General features: G+C 62.0%; 21 protein-coding genes and 1 riboswitch. Of the genes, 8 read left to right on the top strand and 13 right to left on the bottom strand.

What is annotated here, in order from left to right; translation table 11 throughout:
• Positions 1-63: 63 nt before the first annotated feature.
• Positions 64-2,355, top strand: coding sequence for a 5-methyltetrahydropteroyltriglutamate--homocysteine S-methyltransferase (gene metE, locus FQ755_RS08900; protein ID WP_144153198.1), 2,292 nt, complete (start codon positions 64-66; stop codon positions 2,353-2,355).
• Between the two features lie 127 nt (positions 2,356-2,482).
• Complete coding sequence (locus FQ755_RS08895; protein ID WP_144153196.1) at positions 2,483-3,766, top strand: cystathionine gamma-synthase family protein; 1,284 nt, start codon at positions 2,483-2,485, stop codon at positions 3,764-3,766.
• A gap of 93 nt (positions 3,767-3,859) precedes the next feature.
• Here FQ755_RS08895 and FQ755_RS08890 read toward each other — a convergent pair whose 3' ends face one another.
• Together FQ755_RS08890 and FQ755_RS08885 are read right to left on the bottom strand one after the other, a co-directional pair.
• A complete protein-coding gene (locus FQ755_RS08890) occupies positions 3,860-4,609 on the bottom strand; it encodes a CbtA family protein (RefSeq protein WP_144153194.1) in 750 nt (249 codons plus the stop codon).
• Positions 4,610-4,622: 13 nt separating this feature from the next.
• Positions 4,623-4,832, bottom strand: coding sequence for a CbtB domain-containing protein (locus FQ755_RS08885; RefSeq protein WP_144153192.1), 210 nt, complete (start codon positions 4,830-4,832; stop codon positions 4,623-4,625).
• Between the two features lie 67 nt (positions 4,833-4,899).
• A riboswitch (cobalamin riboswitch) is annotated at positions 4,900-4,967 on the bottom strand.
• Positions 4,968-5,086: 119 nt separating this feature from the next.
• On the opposite strand from FQ755_RS08885, the gene FQ755_RS08880 reads away from it, so the two are divergent.
• Together FQ755_RS08880 and FQ755_RS08875 are read left to right on the top strand one after the other, a co-directional pair.
• Positions 5,087-5,659, top strand: coding sequence for a histidine phosphatase family protein (locus FQ755_RS08880; protein WP_144153190.1), 573 nt, complete (start codon positions 5,087-5,089; stop codon positions 5,657-5,659).
• 131 nt (positions 5,660-5,790) lie between these two features.
• Positions 5,791-6,999, top strand: coding sequence for a GNAT family N-acetyltransferase (locus tag FQ755_RS08875; RefSeq protein WP_260858444.1), 1,209 nt, complete (start codon positions 5,791-5,793; stop codon positions 6,997-6,999).
• A 48-nt stretch (positions 7,000-7,047) separates the two neighbouring features.
• Here FQ755_RS08875 and FQ755_RS08870 read toward each other — a convergent pair whose 3' ends face one another.
• Complete coding sequence (locus FQ755_RS08870; protein WP_260858443.1) at positions 7,048-8,100, bottom strand: porin; 1,053 nt, start codon at positions 8,098-8,100, stop codon at positions 7,048-7,050.
• Positions 8,101-8,598: 498 nt separating this feature from the next.
• Between FQ755_RS08870 and FQ755_RS08865 the strand changes: the two genes are divergently transcribed.
• Positions 8,599-9,471 (top strand): manganese catalase family protein, encoded by an 873-nt coding sequence (locus FQ755_RS08865; RefSeq protein ID WP_144153188.1) that lies wholly within the window; start codon positions 8,599-8,601, stop codon positions 9,469-9,471.
• A 212-nt stretch (positions 9,472-9,683) separates the two neighbouring features.
• Here the strand turns inward: FQ755_RS08865 and FQ755_RS08860 are convergent, their stop codons facing one another.
• The 8 genes from FQ755_RS08860 to FQ755_RS08820 all read right to left on the bottom strand — a co-directional run bounded on the left by FQ755_RS08860 (position 9,684) and on the right by FQ755_RS08820 (position 19,975).
• Positions 9,684-10,421 carry a Pr6Pr family membrane protein gene (locus FQ755_RS08860; protein WP_144153186.1) on the bottom strand — a complete coding sequence of 246 codons (738 nt, stop codon included), beginning with the start codon at positions 10,419-10,421 and terminating at the stop codon, positions 9,684-9,686.
• A 105-nt stretch (positions 10,422-10,526) separates the two neighbouring features.
• Positions 10,527-10,988, bottom strand: coding sequence for a septal ring lytic transglycosylase RlpA family protein (locus tag FQ755_RS08855; protein WP_260858442.1), 462 nt, complete (start codon positions 10,986-10,988; stop codon positions 10,527-10,529).
• 228 nt (positions 10,989-11,216) lie between these two features.
• Positions 11,217-11,504, bottom strand: a complete 288-nt coding sequence (locus tag FQ755_RS08850) for a GCG_CRPN prefix-to-repeats domain-containing protein (protein WP_144153181.1) — start codon at positions 11,502-11,504, stop codon at positions 11,217-11,219.
• Between the two features lie 106 nt (positions 11,505-11,610).
• Positions 11,611-12,249: a TetR family transcriptional regulator gene (locus FQ755_RS08845; protein ID WP_144153179.1), complete on the bottom strand. Its 639-nt coding sequence runs from the start codon at positions 12,247-12,249 to the stop codon at positions 11,611-11,613.
• Between the two features lie 75 nt (positions 12,250-12,324).
• The gene (locus tag FQ755_RS08840; RefSeq protein ID WP_144153177.1) at positions 12,325-15,579 is read right to left on the bottom strand and encodes an efflux RND transporter permease subunit; all 3,255 of its coding nucleotides are present in this window, start codon (positions 15,577-15,579) and stop codon (positions 12,325-12,327) included.
• A gap of 10 nt (positions 15,580-15,589) precedes the next feature.
• Complete coding sequence (locus FQ755_RS08835; protein ID WP_144153176.1) at positions 15,590-16,807, bottom strand: efflux RND transporter periplasmic adaptor subunit; 1,218 nt, start codon at positions 16,805-16,807, stop codon at positions 15,590-15,592.
• Positions 16,808-16,925: 118 nt separating this feature from the next.
• Positions 16,926-18,506 (bottom strand): efflux transporter outer membrane subunit, encoded by a 1,581-nt coding sequence (locus tag FQ755_RS08830; protein WP_144153174.1) that lies wholly within the window; start codon positions 18,504-18,506, stop codon positions 16,926-16,928.
• A 764-nt stretch (positions 18,507-19,270) separates the two neighbouring features.
• Positions 19,271-19,975 carry an SDR family NAD(P)-dependent oxidoreductase gene (locus FQ755_RS08820; protein ID WP_144153172.1) on the bottom strand — a complete coding sequence of 235 codons (705 nt, stop codon included), beginning with the start codon at positions 19,973-19,975 and terminating at the stop codon, positions 19,271-19,273.
• A 169-nt stretch (positions 19,976-20,144) separates the two neighbouring features.
• Here FQ755_RS08820 and FQ755_RS08815 point away from each other — a divergent pair, with 169 nt between their 5' ends.
• Both FQ755_RS08815 and FQ755_RS08810 read left to right on the top strand, forming a co-directional pair.
• Positions 20,145-21,086 (top strand): LysR family transcriptional regulator, encoded by a 942-nt coding sequence (locus tag FQ755_RS08815; protein ID WP_144153170.1) that lies wholly within the window; start codon positions 20,145-20,147, stop codon positions 21,084-21,086.
• Positions 21,087-21,234: 148 nt separating this feature from the next.
• Positions 21,235-21,483 (top strand): hypothetical protein, encoded by a 249-nt coding sequence (locus FQ755_RS08810; RefSeq protein ID WP_144153168.1) that lies wholly within the window; start codon positions 21,235-21,237, stop codon positions 21,481-21,483.
• Between the two features lie 105 nt (positions 21,484-21,588).
• Here FQ755_RS08810 and FQ755_RS08805 read toward each other — a convergent pair whose 3' ends face one another.
• Both FQ755_RS08805 and FQ755_RS08800 read right to left on the bottom strand, forming a co-directional pair.
• A complete protein-coding gene (locus FQ755_RS08805; protein ID WP_144153166.1) occupies positions 21,589-22,092 on the bottom strand; it encodes a universal stress protein in 504 nt (167 codons plus the stop codon).
• Between the two features lie 112 nt (positions 22,093-22,204).
• Positions 22,205-22,753: a glycine zipper family protein gene (locus FQ755_RS08800; RefSeq protein WP_144153164.1), complete on the bottom strand. Its 549-nt coding sequence runs from the start codon at positions 22,751-22,753 to the stop codon at positions 22,205-22,207.
• A gap of 191 nt (positions 22,754-22,944) precedes the next feature.
• Here FQ755_RS08800 and FQ755_RS08795 point away from each other — a divergent pair, with 191 nt between their 5' ends.
• On the top strand, positions 22,945-23,568 hold the full coding sequence (locus FQ755_RS08795) for a phospholipid-binding protein MlaC (RefSeq protein ID WP_144153162.1): 624 nt from the start codon (positions 22,945-22,947) through the stop codon (positions 23,566-23,568).
• Positions 23,569-23,750 lie beyond the last annotated feature (182 nt).

The raw sequence follows: 23,750 nt of genomic DNA, 5'->3' as shown, positions 1-23,750 counted from the left end.
TTACTTCATAAACCGCGTTGGATAGGATGCACCATCCGCAACCGACCGATTCAAGGCGACACGATGGTAACCACACACAATCTGGGCTTTCCCCGCATCGGCGCGAAGCGCGAACTGAAATTCGCGCTCGAGTCCTACTGGAAAGGCGAGTCCTCGCTCGACGAGCTCAAAGCGCTGGGCGCGCAGTTGCGTCAACGTCACTGGGCTCACCAGGCTGATCTGGGTCTGGCCGCTGTCGGCGATTTCGCCTTTTACGACCAGGTGCTGGACATGAGCTTCACGCTCGGCAATTTGCCGGAACGCGTGCAAGGCTTCCATGGCGACACGCTGGACAATTACTTTCGCGTTGCGCGCGGCCGTTCGGCCAAAGGTGCCGAAGACCACGCGGCCTGCTGCGGTGGTGTGGCGGCCGGCGAAATGACCAAGTGGTTCGACACCAACTACCATTACATCGTCCCCGAGTTCAGCGCGAACACCGAGTTCGAGCTCGACGCCTCGCGTCTGCTGGAGCAACTGGCCGAGGCCAAGGCGCAAGGCGTCAAGGCCAAGCCGGTGCTGGTGGGTCCGGTGACCTATCTCGCGCTTGGCAAGGCCAGGGACGATTCCGACAAGCTGGCGCTGCTGCCGCGCATCCTGCCCGTCTATGCGGAACTGCTGGCCACGCTGGCCGCGCAAGGTGTCGAATGGGTGCAGATCGACGAACCGGTCCTCGTCACCGAACTGTCCGCGCGATGGCAGCAGGCCTATGTCACCGCCTATGACGCATTGGCGAACTGCAAGGTCAAGCTCCTGCTGGCGACGTATTTCGGTCAGTTGCTCGGCAATCTGCCGCTGGCGGTGAAGCTGCCGGTGCATGGCCTGCATCTGGATACGATCAATGCACGCGCTGAAGTCGATGCGGTGATTGCGCACCTGCCGCGAGACCGCGTGTTGTCGCTTGGCGTGATCAACGGCCGCAACATCTGGAAGACGGATCTGGCCGGCGTGCTCGATTGGCTCGAACCGGTCGCGCAGCAACTGGGCGAGCGTCTGTGGATCGCTCCGTCGTGCTCGCTGCTGCATGTACCGGTGGATCTGGCAAGTGAGCAGAAGCTGGATGCGGAAGTCCGTTCGTGGCTCGCCTTCGCGCTGCAAAAGTTGGATGAACTGAATATTCTGGCCACCGCATTGAACCAGGGCCGTGACGCCGTGCAGGCCGAACTGGCCGCAAACAGCGCGGCGATCGCCGCACGCCGTGCCTCGTCGCGCGTGAACAACCCAGCGGTCAAGGCTGCGCTCGCGAAGATCAGCCCGGCGCTGGGCCAGCGCAAGAACGCTTATCCGGCGCGCGCCGGCAAGCAGGCCGCGCTGTTGAAGTTGCCGCCTTACCCGACCACGACCATCGGCTCGTTCCCGCAAACCAGCACGATTCGTCACGCGCGCAGCCAGTTCAAGAGCGGCGCGCTGGACGAAGCCACCTATCGGAACGCGATGCGCGCCGAGATCGAACGCAGCGTGCGAGAACAGGAAGCGCTGGGTCTGGACGTGCTGGTGCACGGCGAAGCCGAGCGTAACGATATGGTCGAATACTTCGGCGAACAGCTCGATGGTTATGCCTTCAGCCAGTTCGGCTGGGTGCAGTCGTATGGTTCGCGCTGCGTGAAGCCGCCCATTCTGTTCGGTGACATCAGCCGTCCGAAGGCGATGACCGTGGAGTGGATCAAGTACGCGCAATCGCTCACAACCAGGCCGATGAAGGGCATGCTGACGGGTCCCGTCACGATTCTGAACTGGTCCTTCGTGCGCGACGACCAGCCGCGTTCGGTGTCGTGCTATCAGTTGGCTCTTGCGATCCGTGCAGAAGTGCTGGACCTCGAAAAAGCCGGCGTGCGCGTGATCCAGATCGACGAAGCGGCCTTGCGCGAAGGCCTGCCGCTGCGCAAATCGCAATGGAAGGAATACCTCGACTGGGCCGTGACCTCGTTCCGCATCACCGCCAACGGCGTGGATGACGAAACGCAGATCCACACGCACATGTGCTATTCGGAGTTCAACGACATTATCGCGTCGATCGCCGATATGGATGCGGACGTCATCACCATCGAGACTTCGCGTTCGGATATGGAACTGCTAGACGCATTCGACAACTTCAACTACCCGAACGAAATCGGCCCGGGCGTGTATGACATTCACTCGCCGAACATCCCCACCGAAGAACATGTCGTACAACTGATGAAAAAGGCCGCGGAACGCATTCCGGCGCAACGTCTGTGGGTGAATCCGGATTGCGGCCTGAAGACGCGTCAATGGGAAGAGGTCATTCCGGCGCTGACCAATATGGTAGCGGCAGCGAAGAGGCTGCGCGCTTCGGCCTGAAGCATCCGTTGCCATGGAGTAGGATGGTTGCGCGTGAGCCCGCAGAGCGATCCTCTTCGGGCGTGAAATGCGCGCTGGGACTGCAACTACCGTTCTACCTTCCCTACGACATGGCATGGAGCAAAGCATGGCCTATCGCAACTATCACAAGCGCAAGATTGCCGATCGCGATCTGCACCCCGAAACCCAGATGATGTCGTATGGCTACGATCCCTTCCTTTCGGAGGGCTCGGTCAAGCCACCAGTCTTTTTGACCTCGACGTTCGCGTTTCGCACCGCCGAAGACGGCGCCGATTTCTTCGACATGGTTTCGGGTCGCAAGCCTTTACCAGAAGGCGAGAGCGCGGGCCTCGTGTATAGCCGCTTCAATCATCCGAATCTGGAGATCGTCGAAGACCGCCTTGCTCTGCTCGACGGCTCGGAAGCGGCCGTTGTCACTTCGAGCGGCATGTCTGCTATTGCAGCGATCTTGCTGGCATTTCTGCGCCCCGGCGATTGCGTGGTCCAGTCCGTGCCGCTGTATGGCGGCACCGAAACGCTGATCTCGAAGTTTCTGCCGGAGTGGGGTATCCAGTCTCAGGTGATCGAGGACGGCTTGTCCGTTCAGGCAATCCACGACGCGCTTGAAGCGGCGGCAAAGAAGGGCAACGTGCGCATGTGCTACATCGAGACGCCGGCTAATCCGACCAATTCCCTGTTCGATCTGGAAGGGCTGCGCCGCGAGATCGATGCGTTCGAAGCGCGCCATGGCTATCGTCCGCTTTCGGTGTGCGACAACACGCTGCTGGGGCCGTTGTATCAGAAGCCGGTCAAGCAGGGCATCGACCTTAACGTGTATTCGCTGACGAAGTACATCGGCGGCCATAGCGATCTGGTGGCCGGTGGCGTGACGGGTAGCCGCGCCCTGGTCACGAAAGTGCGTTCGATTCGCAGCGCGCTCGGCTCGCAACTCGACCCGCATTCGTCATGGATGATCACGCGTTCCATGGAGACGCTGGTTCTGCGCATGGAGCAGGCGGCCCGCAGCGGCAGTGCGGTCGCGCGCTGGCTCGCGGGCAATCCGTATCATCCGGTCAAGGTGTTGCATCCTGAACTGATTGAAGACCCGCTTTATCAGGAGGTCTATCGGCGGCAGTGCACCGGGCCCGGTTCGACGTTTGCCTTTATCCTCGATGGCGGGCGCGAGCAGGCGTTCAAGCTCATCAATGGCCTGACGCTGTTCAAGTCGGCGGTGAGCCTGGGCGGCACGGAATCGTTGATTTGCCATCCGTCCTCGACGACGCATTCGGGCGTACCCGCTGCGGCGCGCGCGGCGGCGGGTGTATCGGAAGGGTTGATTCGTGTGTCGGTAGGACTGGAGCATCCCGACGATCTGATCGCGGACCTGTCGTATGCGCTGGAGCGTTGCTGAGGCGCGTGACGTTCGCTCAAAAAAAATGCCCGCATGAATGCGGGCGTTTTTCATGAGGACAGTGCAAGCGCTCGCACGGTTGCTATGGTTTCCTTAAAGATAGGCCGACTTGCCGCCGCCGATCCGTCCCGTTGACGCAGCGCGTTGGCAACGCTCGGCCAGCGCGCCGAACAGCAGGCCGGTCGTGGTCCACAAAATCACCTGCATGCCGATTGCCGCGACGCGGAATTTCCACAGCAGCACCGCCGGGAATGCCGCCGGCACTTCGTTGATCACGGGCAGACCCAACTGCACGGCGCCGATGATCACCACGAACACGAGGCCCGCCAGAATGGATGCATTCCACAGACCGAGGCTCGCCGTGAGATGCTTGCGCACCTTGAGCGAGAACACCATCGTCGCGATGGAAATGGCGATCATCAGGAAGAACAGGCCGGTGCGTAAGCCGATGGTGTCAGGGTCACCCACCGAAGGCGGATTGGCAGGGTATTTGATGTTCGGCACGATCACCAGCGTGATGAATGCCGCGAGCGCAAGCCAGGCGGACAACGACCGCGCGCCGAGTTTGCCGACGCGGCCATAGGCATAGGCGAACGTGAGTGCAAACAGACCGCCCATTGCCGCGCTAAACGTCATCACGCCAGTCAGAAGACCGAGACCGGCCTGGATAGGGCGGCTGACGATTTCAGGCTCGGGCGCTTCACCCTTTGCCGCATCGGCTTTTGCCTCGAAGGAGATCGCCTGATCCACCTGGGGTTCGCCGACCAGCTTGGCGAAACTGAACGTCAGAAGTCCCGCGACGACGCCCGTGAGCATGCCGCGTACCAGCAATTTACCGACCATGATGGACTCCGCGTCAGTGGCAGGGGAAGCCAAGCAGATGGCGGCCGTCGTGGACGAATTCATGGACGTACATGCCGGGCACGAGCGAGGTTGCGCCTTCTTCAGCACCCACGAAGTAGATGGCGAGCAGCATAATCAGGCCGCCGAAGATGATCCACGGCAGCAGTTCACGCAGCGGAATGGCGGTCGGCTCGGCGGCCGGGTTCAATACGGTGTCGGACATGACGGACTTTCTCCAGGGGTTGCGCGCCCCAATAGCGGATGATGAAAAGAGAATACGCGGAGCTCGGGTCTGGCTTTCGGTTCTGCGATGAACCGCTTACAGTGGCGCGACCGCGCCGGGCTTGCACCGGCTTCCGTGCTCCGCGTCAGGCGTATTCTACGCGTTTAGCTTTCATGGGCGGGTAAATGCTCGGCGCTTTGTGCCTGCTTTGTGCGCGGTGCGCGAATTGGCATCGTTTTCAACTAAAGGACCTCATGAATCAGCGTGTTGTGTTGATCAGTCACGCCGCTACGCCTGCAATGCGGCAAGGCAGATTTCCCGCTGACGATCAGCTGGATGCACGGAGTATCGCGGAGGCGACGGCCTCGCGCGAACGCATCCGTTTGCCTCGCGACGCACTCGCGCTCAGCAGTCCTGCTGTTTGCGCACGTGAGACCGCGCGGGCCTTAGGCCTCGTTGCGCGTGATGTGCCGGAACTCGCGGACCTCGACTATGGCGACTGGCGCGGCCGGCGACTCGCGGAACTGGCGGATGAAGCGCCAGATGAACTCGCCGCATGGACTCGTGATCCGGATGCGGCGCCGCATGGCGGGGAGTCGTTTGCAAAGGTTCTTGCGCGCGTCGGTGCATGGCTTGATGCGATTGACGCAACCGGGACGGTGATTGCCGTGACACACGCGCCGATTATTCGAGCGGCTTTGCTTCATGCCCTGGATGCACCTGCGGCGTCGTTCGCGCGCGTTGAGATTGCGCCGCTCTCGGTGGTCGAATTGCAGCGTGCGCCGCGCGGCTGGTCGTGGTGGCCGGGACAACATACGAGCACTTGAACGCCTCAAAAAAATCCTGATTGACGGCGCGACGGAGGTGCCGCGTAATGTCACGATGATGGCGCAAGCGCGTCGGCATCGGTCAGCTAATTTCGTCGGAAGAGGGCGCTCAAATGGCGGAAATGGACGAAGTGAATTCCGATAGATTCTCGGCTATGGCGGGCAATCTGTGCGCGAATGTGCGGCTTCGGCAAGAAGTGGCCGTGATCGAAACGCCTGCGGCGTTTGCAGCGTTGCGTCAATCGTGGGACATGCTGGCTGCCGCGGCCGAAGATTGCCCATCCTGTTTGACATTTTCGTTTTGCGAACTCAGCGCCGCTCACGTCATCGCGTCAGGCGGTGTCGTGAACGTGGCGCTCGTCCGGCGCGGCGACGAGATAGTCGCGCTGTGGCCGGTTTCGATTATCCGCAAAGGGTTGGTGCGCGTCGCGAGAGCGTTGACCTGTGGCAGCGGCGAAGAATACGGCGGCCCCCTTCTTGAAAGCAATGGCAGTGACGAGTTATACGACCACGCCACCGCGGCGGTGAGGCGAGTCAACGCGGATATTCTCGAGATCGCGATGGTTCGCGTGGACGGCCCGTTAGAAAAATCGCTTGCGGGGCTGCCGCGGTCGTGGGTTTTTGACCGGCTGCCGGCGCGCTGGCGCGGCCTGGATGGTTATTCGATCCGTCTGCGCGAATTTCCCCGCTACGATGATTTTCTGGCGACGCTGCCCAAGGCGCTTCGCAATAGTCTGCGTTACAACCGCAAACGTCTCGAAGGCAAAGGCGTGCTCGAATGCGGCTGGAGCCAGACCGTGGACGACGCCAAAGCCGTCCTGACATGGCTATTCGCCAACAAGCGGCAATGGGCAATCAGCCGCGGTGTCGATACACCCTATCTGATGGACGACCAGGTGCGCGATTTCTTTATCGCACTGGCGCAACGAACGGATCTGGCTACCACTCCGCTCGTTGCCTTCGTGAAGATGGATGGCGTGCCGGTGGCGGCGTCCGTGAACCTGGTGGGGTCGAAGACGATGGAGTATTTCATTACCACTTACGACGAAACCTTCGGCACCTACTCGGTCGGCTCTTTGCTGATCGATCTCGTGGTCAGGTGGTCGCACGCGCATGGCCGCGATTTTGATTTTCGACCGTTGCGCGCCGACTATAAGGCGCGCTGGTCGAACCGCGAAACATGGCACGAGAAACGCCTGATCATGCTTGGCATACGCGGGCGGCTGGTCGAATTACCCTTATTGTGTGCGCAACTTGTGCGTGTACAACGCAAACTCAGCACGCTCATTGCAGAGCGGCTCAAAGCACGCCAGAAGAACGGCGCAGAAGTTTCGACCTGACGCAAATTGATTAGCCATCCGAAAGACGGCCATTACCATTTCATTGTGTTAGAAGCGGTGCCGGATACCGAGCGTCACGCCCGTCTGGTTCGGTCCATAAGCAGTGGCATCGGTGACGCCGACAGGGGTATAAGTCCCGTTCGCATAGCGCGTAGCCGCTGCGTAGGCTACGGTCGCGTAGACGTCGGTGCGCTTGGAGAACGAATAGTCGGCGCTCAGCACTCCCATCCACGAGTTCGACACGTCGGCCGTCTTGTTGGACTGATAGTAAGTCGCGGCCGTGAGCTGGAAGGCAGGGGTAAACCGGTAACGCACACCGCCGAACCACATCGCGGCAGATACGGACGCGCCCTTGGTGGGGTTGTACAGGTAGTGTTCGTAGCCGCCCATGATTTCGCTGTCGCCGATGCGTTGCAGGACAGAGAGGCTCAGGTTGCGGCTTTTCGTCCACGTGCCGCTGGAGTTGATCGCGCCATTGCGATAGTCGTAGGCCACTGCGGCTGAGAAGCTGCCGATTCCATACTCGAGGCCACCGCCATAGGCCGCGCTGCTCTGGAACGAACCCGCGTCGCCGCCGAAGCTATAGTCGGCGATGGCCTTCAGGCCGGCAAACTGGCCGACGTACTTCACGGAGTTGTTCAGGCGCGCTTTATACGAGAAGTCGTCCGAGGAGCCGGTGGTCGGGAACCATGTGTACTGCGGCGCGTAACCCATCGGGTCGTACTTTTCGAGCAGATCGTACATGGCCGTGTATTGCAGGCCCGCAGAGAGCGATCCCAATGCATTGGACAAGCCAACCGCCGCCGTGCGGTTGAACAGCGTGCCGGCGGTGGCCGGCGTGCCGTCGTTGCTGTTGAAACCGGCTTCGAGCACGAACCATGCGGATGCCCCGCCGCCCAGGTCCTCGGTGCCGCGGAAACCGAAGCGCGAATTGCTCAGTCCACCTGAATTTTCTCGAATCAACCCTCCGCCCGTGGCACTGGCATGAGTCAGATATTCGATGTTGGTGTCGGCGACACCATAAAGGGTGACGGACGATTGCGCGTGTGCATAGACACAGCTAGTTGCCGCAAGAATAGCGGCAAGACGTTGTTTTTTCACTGACTGTCTCCAGAGATTTTCTATTTTCTTTTGCGTCGCGATGCACTCGACGTTGCAGCAAAAAGAGGCCGGCGACGCAGTGGGGGAGATCGTAAAGGCGCTCATCACAAATGTAAAATACATATGTAAAGCACCATCCATATTCAAAACATATGGATGCTATCGAGCCGTGATTAACGTAAATGGGAAAGAGGGAGGGAGTGCGCGTCGTTATGGGCCACGCATCGCAGATAGCGAGACGTCACAGGCGGCGCGCCAGGCACAGCGCATGCTGCACCCAAGTCGGCAACACGTTGCCATGCAAGGCACTTCCGCCGTGCATTTCGCCAGAGCGTTTGCTCTGAGAGCCGGGCGCCCATGATTGGGTGCGGACAGCCATTCGGTTGTACCGCCGTCCGGGTCGATTCATGGTCGAACACGATTGCGCGGCGCATGCAGGCCCCTGACATTTCTCTGCATCCGCGCGAGTTCGCTTCGGCCATTCACCGGAGAAGTCTCATGTTCATTCATAACAAACGCCTGCAATACACGGTGCGCGTCGCCGCGCCGAATCCCGGTCTCGCTAACCTGCTGCTCGAGCAATTCGGCGGTCCGCAGGGAGAACTTGGAGCGGCTTGCCGTTACTTCACCCAGGCCATTGGTGAAGACGATCCGGGCCGCAAGGATCTGTTGTTCGATATCGCTACGGAAGAACTCAGCCATCTGGAGATCGTTGGTTCGATCGTCGCGATGCTCAACAAAAGCGCCAAGGGTCAGCTTGCCGAAGCCGTTGAAGCGGAGGCGGAGTTGTATCGCTCGATGACAGGTGGCGGCAACGACTCGCACACCACCGCGCTGCTGTACGGCGGCGGACCGGCGCTGACCAATTCGGCCGGCGTGCCATGGTGCGCATCTTACGTCGATACGATCGGCGACCCGACCGCCGATCTGCGGTCCAACATCGCTGCCGAAGCGCGCGCGAAGATTGTCTACGAACGCCTTATCAACGTGACGGACGATCCGGGCATCAAGGAAACGCTTGGCTTTCTGATGACGCGGGAAATCGCCCATCAAAAGTCGTTTGAGAAAGCGCTGCATTCGATTCAGCCGAATTTTCCGCAGGGCAAGTTGCCGGGCGTGCCGGAGTACACCAGCGTTTACTACAACATGTCGCAAGGCGACGATGCGCCGCGCGGCCCGTGGAACGAGGGTCCGGAGTGGGAGTTTGTCGAATCTCCCCAACCGGCGGTGGACGGCGGCGACGGCATGGCGACCGTCAACGTGTCGCGCGGCGATGTAAAGGTGCTGCAGGCCATGGCATCGAGAACCGCGTCGGATACGAGTTCGGACCCGACTACTGGCGCGGATCTCGGCGCGGGTCAGACGGTTTGAGCTGAGTGAAGCGGGCGCGGCCGTGGCTGAGGCCGCGCGTTCCATGTGCGGGGTTTTTGTACGCGTGGCGTGCGCGCATTCCATGGCGTGTGCGCATTTTGTCGGCGCGAAGGTGCTGTTCACCGTATTGTTGTCCACGGTGGACTACGGCTAGCTAAGCGCCTTGGCGCGAGAACTCAATATCGAAGCGCCGGATCAGGCCTGACCGAGCCTTAACGGGCGTCGCCGTTCAGGCTTTGTTGCGAAGACTCAGGGGCGGACGCCCGCCGCGGACGGCGATGATTGATCGCGATAAACACGCCCATGAGCACGACGAAGCCGAACAGCAGCAGCACGGTATTGATGAGCACACGCTCGTAACCGAGTTCGCTGACGTCGATGAAAGGGTAGGGATAAAAATCGGTTTCACTGCCGCGCCACAGTGTCATCGCCAGATAGGCGAGCGGATAAATCAGCCAGAACAGACAATCGCGCAGCAGCAGATGAAAGCGCGGCACGAACAGTAGCCAGTAAAGCGCGCATAACAGCGGGACGACCGTATGCAGGACTTCGTTGAGCAGCGCGCGATAGCCCGATGGTGTCCAGACGTGACGCAGCAGGAAGTTATACGCCAGTCCCACGAACACGATATAGACGACGATGGCCGTGAGTACCGGCGGCTTGCGGAAGAATCGACCGGGCGCGGAACGGGCGCGCAGCGCCACGCAGGAAAAACTGACCGCGACGGCGAAGATCGTCAGGTTGGTCAGATAGCTGCTGATCCGCTCGATGCCATCGATCACGCCCAGCCCGCGCAGCAGCATCCGGCCAATCGTGATGTCGGTTTGCGCGGCGAAGGCGAGCCATGCGAGGATCGCGATCAGCGCGGCCATCGACAGCGACGCAACGCTGGGCGTCGGCAGCGGTAATTCCGCGGAATGCGATTCCGGATGAGTGTGGCGCTGGGACATGGCAGGAGTCGGCAGGAGTCCGTTCGATTGAACCGAGTATAAGCTCGTCCACTTCGAAGCGCATGGCGCACAGGACGCGCATAGGCTAGACGACGCCGGCCCCCATCACTGCTTCTGCGCGGAATCCGTGGCGCCTGTGCCGGGTTTCATGCTGCCGTCGGGCTGCGGCACTTCCACCGGCTTCACTTCGACGGGCGCCGTGCCGTCCTCTTTAAGGCCGAGCTTGTCGGCGGTCTTGGGCGTGACGTCGACGATCCGGTTCCCCGCGTAAGGGCCGCGATCCCTGATTTCGACTTCCGCCGTGCTGCCGTTTTTCAGATTCGTGACGCGGGCCTTGGTGCCGATCGGCAGCGTCTTGCTGGCGGCAGCATCGGATTGCGGATCCATCGGCGTGCCGTCGGCCATCTTCTTCCTGTAAAACTTGTGGCCGTAGTACGAGACCTTGCCCTTGCGGGTCTTGCCGGAGCGGTCGAGGTGGGTACCTTGCGCGGCAGGGTGATTCGCGTGCGCAGATGCGGGTGATGTGTCGGCGGGAGGTGCCTCCTGTGCTGAACGCGCTGTGCTCACGCTGCATGACAGCGCGAGAAATAACAGCGCCCCAAGCCTGTTTCTGCGCGCGCCTGGGCGCCGAAGCAAGGACGCTATCGTATGAAGATCACACTCCATTTGGCACTCCTCTTCACCGCAGTAAGGGCAGTGAGTGCCGGACCCAGCGATGATCCCCTCAGTATAGGTGAGCGGCGGCCCGTGGCGGTTGCGCGTGTGTGCAAGCGCCACAGGCCGCCGCCGTCCGCTTCACTGATACATCCCGTTCGGCAGTCGGCCATGGTAAGGCGTGTCGCGGCAGTGTCCCCACGGACCGAGCCAGTATCCCGGCGGGCAGGCATAACTCGAAACGGGCGCGGCCGGCGCGGCGTAGACCACCGGGGCCGCCTGGACGATGACGGGGCCGGCATAGCGGCATTGGCCCCATACATTGCGCCAGCCTCCCGGGCCGCAGCCCTGTGCCGCCTCAGCGGTGCCGATGGAAAGGACCAACGCGGTCGTCGCTACGACGATCGATGCCAGATGTTTGCAGTTCATGATTCGCTCCTGTCGTCTGCGGGTGGATGATGCTGTTGCTGACAGGAGCCATTCTGCGTGGCAAGAATGAGCTAGGAATGAGGACGCGGGGAAGTTGACGCGGGGGCTACGATTCGTGGCCGGCGGGAGAGCGGGTGTGCCTGAGCATGCCGAGGCAGGCGTCCACGATGTATCTGGCGTCGCGCGGCAACACGATGGAACCATGCCCCAGCAGCCAGTCGCGTAACGCGCCGTTCAGAAAGATTTGCACGAGGCTCGCGGAGCGCTCGATGTCGAGGTCGACCGGCAACTGGCCTTTCGCCACCGCGTTGCGCAGGCCCAGTTCGATCCGTTCGCGGCCATAGCGCGCCGCATTGCGTTGACGGTCGAGCACCCGGCCCATGTCGGCCGTGTATTCGCATTTTGTGAACAGAACGTCGAACACGCGGCGGCTATGCGGTTCGGTCGCGGCGCTCGTCAGGCAACGCACCAGGATGTCGCCCATGCGCCCGAGCGGGTCGGGTTCATCGGGTTCCGCCGTGACGGTGAAGAGCATTTCCATCGGCAGTACGGTGCGCTCCACCATGGCGGTGAAGACCTCGCCCTTGTTGCGGAAGTGCCCATAAATCGCGCCGCGCGTGAGGCCGGCGTGTTCGGCGATGTCGGCGAGCGAGGTTTGCGAGACGCCGTGTTCGTAGAACGCCGCCTCGGCCGCGTCCAGAATCCGGTCGCGCGTTCTGAGTGAGTCTGCCCGGGTTCGTTTCATGTCGCATTCCGCCCCGGGCCGCCGGTCACGGATACCGCCCGGTCAAGGGCGGCTCCGTCGTGTGATGCGCGACGCTCAGGTCGGCACATCTTGCTTGTCGTCGCCGTGATGCGGCAGCTTGTGCGAGACCTCGTCGAGCTTGTCACCCAGTACGCGGCGCACCACCACGTAGAACACCGGGATCATCAGCAGCCCGAAGAAAGTGGCGAACAGCATGCCGCCGATCACGCCCGTGCCGATCTCATGCCGCGAGGACGCGCCCGCGCCGGTAGAAAGCACCAGCGGCAGCACGCCGAGGATGAAGGCCATCGACGTCATCAGAATCGGCCGCAAACGCAAACGGCCCGCGCTCATCACGGCATCGAACAGCGTCATGCCCTTCGCTTGTCCCTCCACCGCGAATTCGACGATCAGAATCGCGTTCTTCGCGGCGAGTCCGATCACGGTCACAAGGCCGATCTTGAAGTAGATGTCGTTCGGCACACCGCGCCAGAGGCAGAAAGCCACCATGCCGAGCAGACCGAACGGCACCACCAGCAGCACCGCCACCGGGATCGACCAGCTTTCGTACAGCGCCGCGAGACACAGGAACACCACGAGGATGGACAGCATCATCAGCACCGTCGCCGAGCTGCCGGCGAGCAGTTCCTGATACGACTGACCGGTCCAGTCCGCAGCGAACCCAGGCGGCAGTTCGCGGTCGACGATGCTTTGCAGCGTCTGGATCGCCTGGCCCGTCGAATACCCCGCCGCCGAGTTACCGACGATTTCGATTGCGGCGTAACCGTTGTAGCGCGGCAGCACCAGCGGTCCGATGCCCCAGCTTGTCTTCACCACGCTGGAGAGCGGCACCATGTTGTACGGGCTGATCGCCGAGTTGGTGACAGACGGATCGACCTGCGTCAGATACCCGCTGGTGGTGGTGGCCGAACCTGCCGTGCTGGCCGTGCCGCTTGCCGCGCTGGCGATGCCGCTTGGCGTGAACAGGCGATTGAACGAATCGATGTTCATGCGGTACGGCGCGTCCGCTTCCACATACACGCGCTTGACGCGGCCCGCGTAGGTGAACTGGTCGATGTAGAACGGCGCCAGTTCCGTCTGGATGGTCGCGTAGACGTCGCTCAGGGACAGGCCCATCGATTCCGCCTGCACGCGGTCAACCATGATCTTCAGTTGCGGCGCGGTGGGCAGCGAGTTGGGCCGGATGCCGAACAGCACCGGGCTCTTGCTGGCGTTCGCGAGCAGGGTGTTCTGCGCGTCGGCGAGTTCCTGGCGCGATTGACCCGCACGCGCCTGCAGATACATGTCGATCCCGCCGAACTGGCTCAGGCCGCGAATCGTCGGCAGGTTGACCGCGAAGATCTGCGCGTCGGGAATGCCGTGGAGGATCTGGTTGACCTGCGGAATCAGCTGCATCGCCGTCTTCGAGCGCTTGCCCCAATCCGAGAGCTTGATAAACGCCATCCCGACGTTTTCGCTGACCCCGACGAAGCTGAAGCCTTCCGGCTGGAAGATGCCGACGATGTCGTTACCGATCGGGCTCTTGCTCAGCTTGTCGCTCACTTCGGCCATCACGCGGTCGGTGCGCTGCAGGGTCGAACCCGGCGGCAGGTTGATCAGCGCGAGAATGAAGCCCTGGTCTTCATCCGGCACGAAGCCGGTCGGCACCTTGGTGTACAGGAAGCCGGTCAGCACCACCGCCAGCACGAAAAAGATCATCCAGCGCGGGGCATGCCGTGCAGCGCGGCCCACGTGTCCGAGATACGTGTTGGTGGTCTTTTCGAAACCGCGGTCGAACCAGCGGAAGAAGGCATTCTTCTTCACCTGATGGCCAGGTTTCAGAATCGCCGCGCACAGCGAAGGCGTGAACGACAACGCGAGGAACGCGGAGAAACACATCGACACCGCAATCGTCAGCGCGAACTGCGAGTAGATGATGCCGGTGGCGCCCGGTTGCAGCGCCGACGGCACGAACACCGCCGAGAGCACCACCGTGATCGCGACAATAGCGCCGGTGATCTGGCCCATCGCCTTGCGGGTCGCCTCGCGTGGATCGCTGTGATCCTCGCTCATGATCCGCTCGACGTTCTCGATCACCACGATCGCGTCGTCCACCACAATCCCGATGGCGAGCACCATGCCGAACAGCGTCAACTGATTCAGCGTGTAGTGCAGCGCCGACAAGCCGATGAAGGTGCCGAGCAGGGCCACCGGAATCACCAGCGTCGGAATGATGGTGGCGCGGAAGTTCTGCAGGAAGATCAGCATCACGATGAACACGAGGATGATGGCCTCGGCCAGCGTGTGTATCACGTCCGAAATCGATGCGGTGATGAACGGCGTGGTGTCGTATGGCACATTCCACGTCACGCCTGCCGGCAGGTCGCGGGCAAGGCTGCCCATTTCGGCCTTCACGGCATTGGCGACCGAGAGCGCGTTCGCACCCGGCAGCAGGAAGATCGCGAGACCCCCGGCCGGCTTGCCGTTAAAGACCGATTTCTCGCCGTAGGTTTGCGGACCGAACGTGATGCGCGCCACATCGCTCAGCTTCACGACCGTACCGTTGCTGTTGGACAGCACGACGATATCTTCGAACTGCTTACGAGTGGTGAACAGCGCGTCGCCGGACACCGTCGCGGTGAACACCTGGCCGTTCACCGCCGGGTCGGCGCCGAGCGAACCCGCCGCGAACTGGGCGTTCTGCGAGTTCACGGCGTTGAGCACCTGGGTGATGGACAGGCCGTAGCCTTCCAGCTTGGCCGGGTCCAGCCAGATCCGCATGGCGTACTCGGAGCCGAGCAGGGTGGTGTTGCCCACCCCGGTGACGCGGCCGACGGCCGGCTGGATCTGCGAGGCGAGAATGTCGGCGAGGCGCGGGCCGTCGATGGACGGATTGTCCGACTGCAGCGCGATGAACATCAGAATGTCCGGGCTCGCCTTGGCCACCACCACGCCCTGCTGGGTCACCTGGCTTGGCAACAGCGGCTGCGCCAGCGTGACCTTGTTCTGCACCTGAACCTGGGCGATGTCGGCATTGGTGCCGGTGGCGAACGTCAGCGTGATGATGGTCTGGCCGCTCGAGCTCGAGGTCGAACTGAAGTACAGCAGATTATCGATGCCGGTGAGCTGCTGCTCGATCACCTGGGTGACGGTCGACTCCATCGTATCGGCGCTCGCGCCCGGATACGTTGCAGTGACAGTCACCTGCGGCGGCGCGATGTCCGGGTAGGAATCGACGCCCATGCTGTGCACCGAGATGATGCCGAACAGCGAAATCAGAATGGCGACGACCCACGCGAACACCGGGCGGTTAATAAAGAAACTCGGCATGTCGTGGCTCCTATTGCGCTTTGCCGGCGGCCGCTACTGCCGGCGCCGACGCTGCTGCAGCAGCCGAAGCGGCCGCTGGCGGTTGCCACGCGGACGGGTCTACCGGCTGTCCTTCACGTGCGCTTTGCAGGCCCGACACGATGACCTGGTCGCCGTCATTCAGCCCCTTGGTGATGATCCAGTTGTTGCCGTCGCTGTCGTCGGCGACGACGTCCTTGCGCACCGCCTTGTTGTCCGGACCCACGGTCAGCAGATAAGCGCCGATGGTGTCGCGCTGCAGTGCCTGCTGCGGCACGAGGATGACGTTATTCTGTTGTCCGAAGTTAGCCGTGAGGGTGACGTACATGCCCGGCAGCAGGACGTGCTCGCGATTGGCGACCACCGCGCGCAGATTCACCGCGCCGGTCGTGGCGTTCACGGCGACGTCGGAGAAGTCGAGCGTGCCGACGCTGCTGTACTGGCTGCCGTTGGGCAGGCTGATCTGCACGCTGGTGTGATTCTGCTGCGAGAGCGCCACCGAACCGCTGGTTTGCGCCTGGCGCAGCGTCACCAGTTCAGCCGCGCTGATGGTGAAGTTGACGTAGACCGGATCGATGGTCTGAACCGTGGTCAGCAAGGTGCCGCTGGAGCCGGCGTCGCTGGTGCTGCTGCCCACCACGGCGCCTTGCGTGACGAGCTGCTGGCCGGCGATGCCGGTGATCGGCGAAGTCACGCGGGTGTAGGCGAGGTTGACCTTGGCGCTTTCCACGGTGGCCTCGTCGGCCTTCACCTTGGCGAGGGCGCTGCGTTCGGCGGCGTCCGAGTTGTCGACGGTCTGTTGCGAAACCGAGCCGACCGGCAGCAACGTGCGGTTGCGCTGGGCGGTGACCTTGTCGTTGATGTAGGTCGCCTGGTCCTGCGCCATTAGCGCGAGGTCGTTATCGAGCTGGGTCTTGTAGAACGTCGGGTCGATCTGGAACAGCAACTGGCCTTGCTGCACCTGGCTGCCTTCCGTATAGACGCGCCGCAGCAGCACGCCGGAGACGCGTGCCGTGACATTGGCGCTGTAATACGGCGACAGACGGCCAACCAGTTGCCGCGTGAGCGGCACGTTCTGGGTTTGCACCTTCACGAAACCGACTTTCGGCGCAGGAGGGGCGGATGGCTTGGTTTTTTCGCAGGCGGCCAGGGCGGCGAGGGCAATCAGTCCCAGGCACAGCAAGGGCATGCGTAGCGGGGGCGGCTTCATCGATACTCCGTTTTTTCTTGCGTAACTGCGTGGAAGGAGGTGCCAGACAGCATGCGACGCGATCTCCACAGTCCGATCGACGCATCGCGGCGTCCGAACAAAAGGGATCAGGGCAGCTTCATTTCAACGAGACGGCTTCGAGCTTCTGGGGCGGTGCGGTGCTGGCGGCCGGTGGGTCCTGGCTGGTGGCGAGCGCCGCCTTGGCGTCGTCCCACTGCCAGCCGCCGCCCAGGTTCTTGATCAGCGTCACACTGCTCTGCGTCAGCAGCGCCTGCGTGTCGCTCAGGTTCTGCTGAGCCTGGAGCAGCGTGAGCTGCTCGGTCAACAGCTCCTGCTGGCTGGCCGAACCGACCTGGAACTGCGCCTGCTCGCTCGCGAACAACTGCTGGTTGCGCTTGAGGATATTGGCGAAGGCCGATTGCTGCTGCTTCAGATGATTGACCGACGAAAGGCTGTCTTCGACGGTCTGGAACGCGGTCAGTACCGTGTTGCGATAGTTCGCGACGTCCTCATCGTAAGTGGCGCGCGCTTCGTGCACGGCCGCGGTACGGGCGCCGCCGTCGAAGATCGTCGAAGCGAGATCCGGACCCAGCGTCCAGACGCGGCTCGGCAGCGAGAACAGGTGCGCCAGCGTGTTGTGCTGGAAGCCGCCTTGCGCCGACAGCGTGAGCGTCGGGAAGAACGCCGCGATTGCCACGCCGATCTGCGCGTTGGCGGAAGCGGCGGTGCGCTCGGCGCTGACGACGTCATAGCGCCGTTCGAGCAGTTGCGACGGCAGCGCGAGCGGCACGTCGGGCAGCGCGAACGCATACGACGGGTCCACCGGCAGCGCGAAGCTTTCCGGCGGCACGCCGACCAGCACCGCAATGGCGTGCTCGTCCTGCTCGCGCGAGGTCTCCGTGGTCTGCAGATCGGCGATGACGAGTTCGAGCGTGTCCTGCGCGTCGAGTACCTGGTCGCTCGATGCCTCGCCCTGTTTGAACGCGGCTTGCGTCATGTCGAGAATGCGGTTGTCGATGTCCTGCTGCTGCTTGAGCAACTGGATATCGACATCGGCCGCGCGCAGCTCGAAATAGTCGACCGCGAGCGTCGACGCGATGGACAGGCGCTCGCCGGCCAACTGTGCATCGCTGGCTTCGGCGCTGCCCTTGGCGGCTTCGATCTGACGGCGGATCGAGCCCCACAGGTCGAGTTCCCAGCTTGCCGCGACGCTGGCGCTGACGCTATTGAATACGCCATGGCCTTCGGCGGCCGCGGTGCTGCCGCCGCCCAGCGAACCGGAAGACGTGGCGTTAGGCCCGATGCCGGTGCGCGAACCCGAGAAATCGGCGCTCACGACCGGAAAGAGGCTCGCCGTGTTCGCCTGCACGATGGCTTGCGCCAACCGGTAAGCGGCTTCCGAGGCGGCAATCGACTGGTTGGCTTTTTGCGACTGCTGGATCAGATCGGTCAGCTTGTCGTCGTGATAGGCCGTCCACCAGTCGCTCGACAGCGAACCTTGCGGGTTTGCCTGCGCGCGTTGCCAGTCCGTTCCTTCCTTGAAGCTCTCAGGAACCTGGATGGTGGGTTTGTGGTAATCGGGACCGACGGCGCAAGCGCTGACGCACAACGCGGCTGCGATGGCGAGGCATCGCTGGAAGCTCCCCAAAGATTGCGACGAAAACTTGAAACAGGTGCTAACAGCAGGTGGCGAATCCATATTCGGGCGTGCTTCCTGTAAAGAACGTTGCCGTATGAACTTTGGCGGTCCATTCGGACCGGAGATTTTAGTAAACGTCATATGAATTTATATGACTTACATATTTCAATCTATTTCATTACAAATGCATTTCATATTGCCGGCAGCGAAATTCGCGGATTTTGCCCTTGATTCCGGGTCGCCTGCCCACCCTGGGCTTTCGCGCCACCCGACAATTTAAACGAATCTAAATAGATATGCTGGCGACGCGCTCAGCGCTTTCGGCGTCCACTGAAATTGGCAGGGTAACGCGGGGACTTGTCAACGTGATGAAAGGGCGTTGTCGGACTGACCCGAGGGCTGGCCGTGCAACCGGTATCGGCCGGTTGCCGGAGGCCCTTGCCCGGCCTGACTGCATAAATGAATTTCCAATCGGCTTGTTCTCATAACAACACTGCTTTACCTTAAGCCGTGCTGCATCTCCGAATTTCGTTTTATGGGCCCGTGAAATTCGCAGAGCTAAGTGCTTTGCCGACTGAGAGACCGTGCGAGGTTATTTGTTCAATACCACTAATTGAGCTTTAGTAAAAAGCCGCGCCAGGCAATGCAAAGCAATTACAACCTGGGATTGGTCGCCATATCCCTTATCGTCGCGACGCTGGCGTCTTTCACCGCAATCGGTCTTGTCGACCGGCTTTTCATCCTCGCTTGCACCCGCGCCCGGTATGTCTGGCTGGCTACCGACGCGTTAAAGGGTGGAGTCCCCGTTCGCGTCTGCATGCCGCTCACCACGGAACGACTCTTCCCAGGTAGTCCAGATAATGCAAGCCGGCGCGTCCGGCGTAAGCCTCCATCGTGTCGAGCAGGTTCGGGATGCTTTCCTCGATACTCAGGCGCGCGTCAGGGCCGCCCGTCTCTGTTCTGACCCAGCCTGGCGCCATCAAAAGCAAGGTTTTCGGCTCGCCCTGGTGGCGCGCCGCAAAACTGCGCATCAGCATGTTGAGGGCCGCCTTGCTGCTGCGATAAACCTCATAGTTGCCGTTCGTGTTGTTGGTAAGACTGCCTTGACCGGATGACATGACGCCAAGTGTCCCGTCCGGCCGCACCAGGTCCTGAAATGCCTCGATAACCCGCATTGGGCTCAGCGCGTTGGTCACCATGACGCGCACGAATTCCTCGGTCGAGACATCGGCGATCGTTTCACCGTCGTCGTTTTTGACGCCGGCGTTGACGAAAAGCACGTCCACCTGGCGGTCCTTGAGACGACCATGCAATGCGGCCACCTGCTCGGGCACCGTGATATCGACCGCTTCGACTTCCAGCGCGCCTTGGGTGCTTGCCGGGAGTTGGCGCAGCCGGTCCACGGAGTGAACCCTGCCGGTGGCGATCACCCGCCAGCCGCGTTTGAGATATTCCTCGACCATGGCGAATCCGAGACCACGGGATGCACCAACGAGAAGGACGGTTTTCTGTGTAGAGGCGTCTTGCATGAAAACTCCGTGTGAGTGAGACCGCCCGGACGCGGGTTGGATGCGCCACGCGCGGTCGCGAACCGGTACACCCAATATATCGGCGCGGCTGACGTGGCGGAAGACGCAGCGGTTGCACTGATACGCTGCACCAAACGCCATGTCCCGGCGCTTGATGCTACGATCGGGCATGCCTGAAGCCGATCTGAACCTGCTGGTTGCACTCGACGTTTTGCTTGCCGACGGCAGCGTGGCCGGCGCTGCGCGTCGGCTGGGTTTGAGCGCCTCGGCAATGAGCCGGACCTTGAGCCGGCTTCGCGAGGTAACCGGCGACCCTTTGCTGGTGCGGGCGGGACGCCGCATGGTATTGACGCCGCACGCGCAGGCGCTGCGGCAACGCACGCAGAACGTGGTTCATGAGGCGCGCGCCGTATTGCGCCCGTCATCCATAGAGCCGGATTTCTCCACGCTGCAGCGCACCTTCACCATTCGCGCCAATGACGGTTTCGTGGAGGCCTTCGGCGCGTCGCTGATCGCCGCCGCGACCGCCATCGCGCCCCTCGTGCGTCTGCGTTTTGCGCCGAAGCTCGAGAAGACGGCGGCGTATCTGCGCGACGGCTCGGCTGATCTTGAGATTGGCGTGTTGAGTGAAATGGGACCGGAGGTGCGGGTGCAGGCGTTGTTCCGTGACCGTTTTGTCGGCGTCGTCAGGCAGGGGCATCCGCTGGCGATGGAACGCGAGGTGACAGCCGAACGCTATACGGCTTTCGGCCACGTGGTTGCTTCACGGCGCGGCCGCGCGAACGGTCCCGTCGACGAGGCATTGGCGACCCTCGGACTGGAACGCACTATAATCGCCGTCGTTCCGGGTTTTCACGCCGCACTCGCCGTGGCCCGCGCATCCGATCTGATCGCGCTGGTGCCCGCGTCGTGCATGGGCAAGCAAGCCGGACAGCAGGAATCGCCCGCCTGCGGATGCGCTGCCGCTTACACCTTCGAGCTTCCCGTGACGACCGGGGAGATCACGGTATCGCAGATGTGGCATCCCCGTTTAGAGGTGGATCCGGTTCACCGTTGGCTGCGTCAATTGACGCTGACGGTATGCCGGGAACGCTTCATCACCCAGCCCTAAAGCTTTTTAGCCGCACGGTCGATAACCGCTTTATAGGCGAAAACACGCTATACGGCGCGGCGTATGAGCTATTTCAGATTCGCGGGGTGCGAACCTGAAATGACAACGCCGACTTTATCGATGCACCCAGTTGATCGACAGCGACAGCATGAAACACTTTTTCGACAAAGCACTCGCCGAGCGATATGGCTACGGACTCGCCATTTTTATCGCCGCCGAGATGTCCGATCTGCAACGCGCCATCGACCGCACCAATGCTCGCCGTGAGCGCGACGGTCGACGGCTGCTCGACGACGTGCTGGTCGACGACGTCATCTCCGCCATGCAGAAGCAGGGCATGCTGCCGGTCCAGCGTAAAAACGATTCCAACGTGACGGGCGCGGGCGCGGCGGGTTGAATCTGCCGGCGTGGCCGGGCCACGCCATGCCGCGCCGCATTCTGCGAAGTTATCCGAGAGGTTATCTGCGAAGTTGTGCGCGAGGTCACCGCAGTGGCCATGCAATCAACCGCGCGCGGTCGAAACACCTTTCCAGTGCGGGCCTACCTGATGCCCCGGAGCAACGGCGGGCTGCCCGCTGGCAATCCGGATCGGGCTGCTGGAGCAGCGCATGACTTCCGCTGTCACGTCCTCTTTCAGCCAGCGCCAGCGCGACGAACTCCGTTCGCCGAGCATCACCAGGTCGGCGCCCGTCTCTTCGGCTACGGTCGCGATCGCGCGGCCCACCGTCACGCCCGCCAGCGGCAGCGTCAGCATGCGAACCTCCGCCGTTTGTCCATACACGTCCAGCACATTCCTGAGATGCGTGACGACTTCGCGTCCGTGCGCCTCCATGGCTTCGACGGCCAGGCCGAAGTTGTAGTCGGCCGCACCCATATAGCAGGGCGAGGGATCGACGACATGCAGCGCGACAATCTGCGCCTCGTATTTGCGGGCGGTTTCGATGGCGGACATCAGCACGGCATCGGTGGAGCGGGTACTGACTGCAACCAGAATCTTCCTGAACATTTCGGATACCTCATTGAGTGGATGAGCGGGTCACGGCAGCGATTTGGCGTCGTTCGTGATCCATTGGCCGCATCATCGCGCGGCAGAGTGAGATGAAAATGAGCTGCGGCCTTCAGTAAGACCAGTAGCCGAAGCGCTGCGGATAGCCGTAGACGACCGGCGCCGGCGCATAGGCCACAGGCGGCGGAGCGATCGTGGTATAGACGGCCGGCTGCGAAATGGTGTTGCCCTTCGAGGCCATGCATTGCGAGTAAGCCGCGTCATAGCGCGCCTGCAGACTGGCCGAACCGGCTTGTGCGTTATTTGCGCCCACCGCGCTGCCGAACAGCAGACCCGCGCCCGCACCGATGGCCGCGCCGACCCCGGCGTTGCCCGCCGCGGCCCCGAGCAGCGCGCCCGCTGCCGCACCGCCGACCGTGCCGATTGCGCTGCTGCCGACTCCTTCCGGCAGGCTGCTGTGAGCGGGCGCGCCGGCATCGTCCGAGCGGAATGCGTAGTCGCGGCAGGCGTAGTCTTCCTGCTGGAACACGTTCAGCGGTTTGCCGCTGGGCGGCAGGGCGACCACGGAGGGGCCGCTTGGCGGCATGACGGCGCAACCGGTGAGGGCCACGGCGACAAGGCCGATGGGCAAGGCGGTGCGTGCGATTCTGGCGAGTTTCATGATGTCCACATCCTCTGATTTCGTTTTCGATGAGGACATCTTGAGCGCGGAAAATTAGACGGGAATTAGCGGGATGCGGCGCCAACCCCGGAGAGCCGCAGAGGGTGAAGGACCGCCGCGAGATGCCCGGGCCTCAGATGGGCGATACTTGGCGGCAGCATGTCAACCCACTCTCAGCGAGGATTCCTCATATGAAGGCTCGTTCTCTATTGACGCTTTGCGCGGTGTTGCTCTGGTTCGGCGGTGCGGCGCACGCGCAGGTAGACCAATCGAATCCGCAACTTCTGATCAAGACCGCGACGCAACAGGTTCTAGACGAAGTCCGCACCAAGGCGATCGAGCCGGACGATATTCCGCGCATCATGGATATCGTCAACCGCGACATTCTTCCCTACACCGATTTTCGCCGCACCACCTCGTTTGCGATGGGACGCTACTGGCGCACGGCGACACCCGCGCAGCAGCAGCAACTGGTCGAGCAGTTCAAGATGCTGCTGATCTACACCTATTCGGGGGCGATTGGCCAGTTGCGCCCGGACTTGCAGATCGACTATCCGCCGGTCCATATCGCCCCGACCGATACGGACGCCGTGGTGCGCACGATCGCCACCCGCAACGGCGAACCGGCCGAGATCGACTACCGGCTCTACAGCACGCCGCAGGGCTGGCGCCTTTATGACATCAACGTGCTGGGCGTCTGGCTGATCCAGACGTACCGGCAGCAGTTCAGCGACAAGATCCAGCAAAGCGGTGTGGACGGCCTGATCCAGTTTCTCACCGGACGAAACCAGCAACTCGCTTCAGGCAAGCAATAAGCGAGGGCTGGCGGCCCTGCCTTCTTCTAACGCCGGTTTGTTGTAATTATCACAAAATAACTCGATATTGTTGTGATTGTCTCGCCGAGAACCCGTCGAATAGGGGCTAAATGTTATTGACGCATCATTTACATGATGCGAAGATCACAACACACCCCTTTGCGACCCGCTCGCGAAGCATA

It is taken from the genome of Paraburkholderia sp. BCC1885 (assembly GCF_900996235.1).
Classification (GTDB): Bacteria; Pseudomonadota; Gammaproteobacteria; order Burkholderiales; family Burkholderiaceae; genus Paraburkholderia.
Note: the sequence above shows the minus strand (reverse complement) of the source record. Positions and strands in the feature narration are given on the sequence as shown.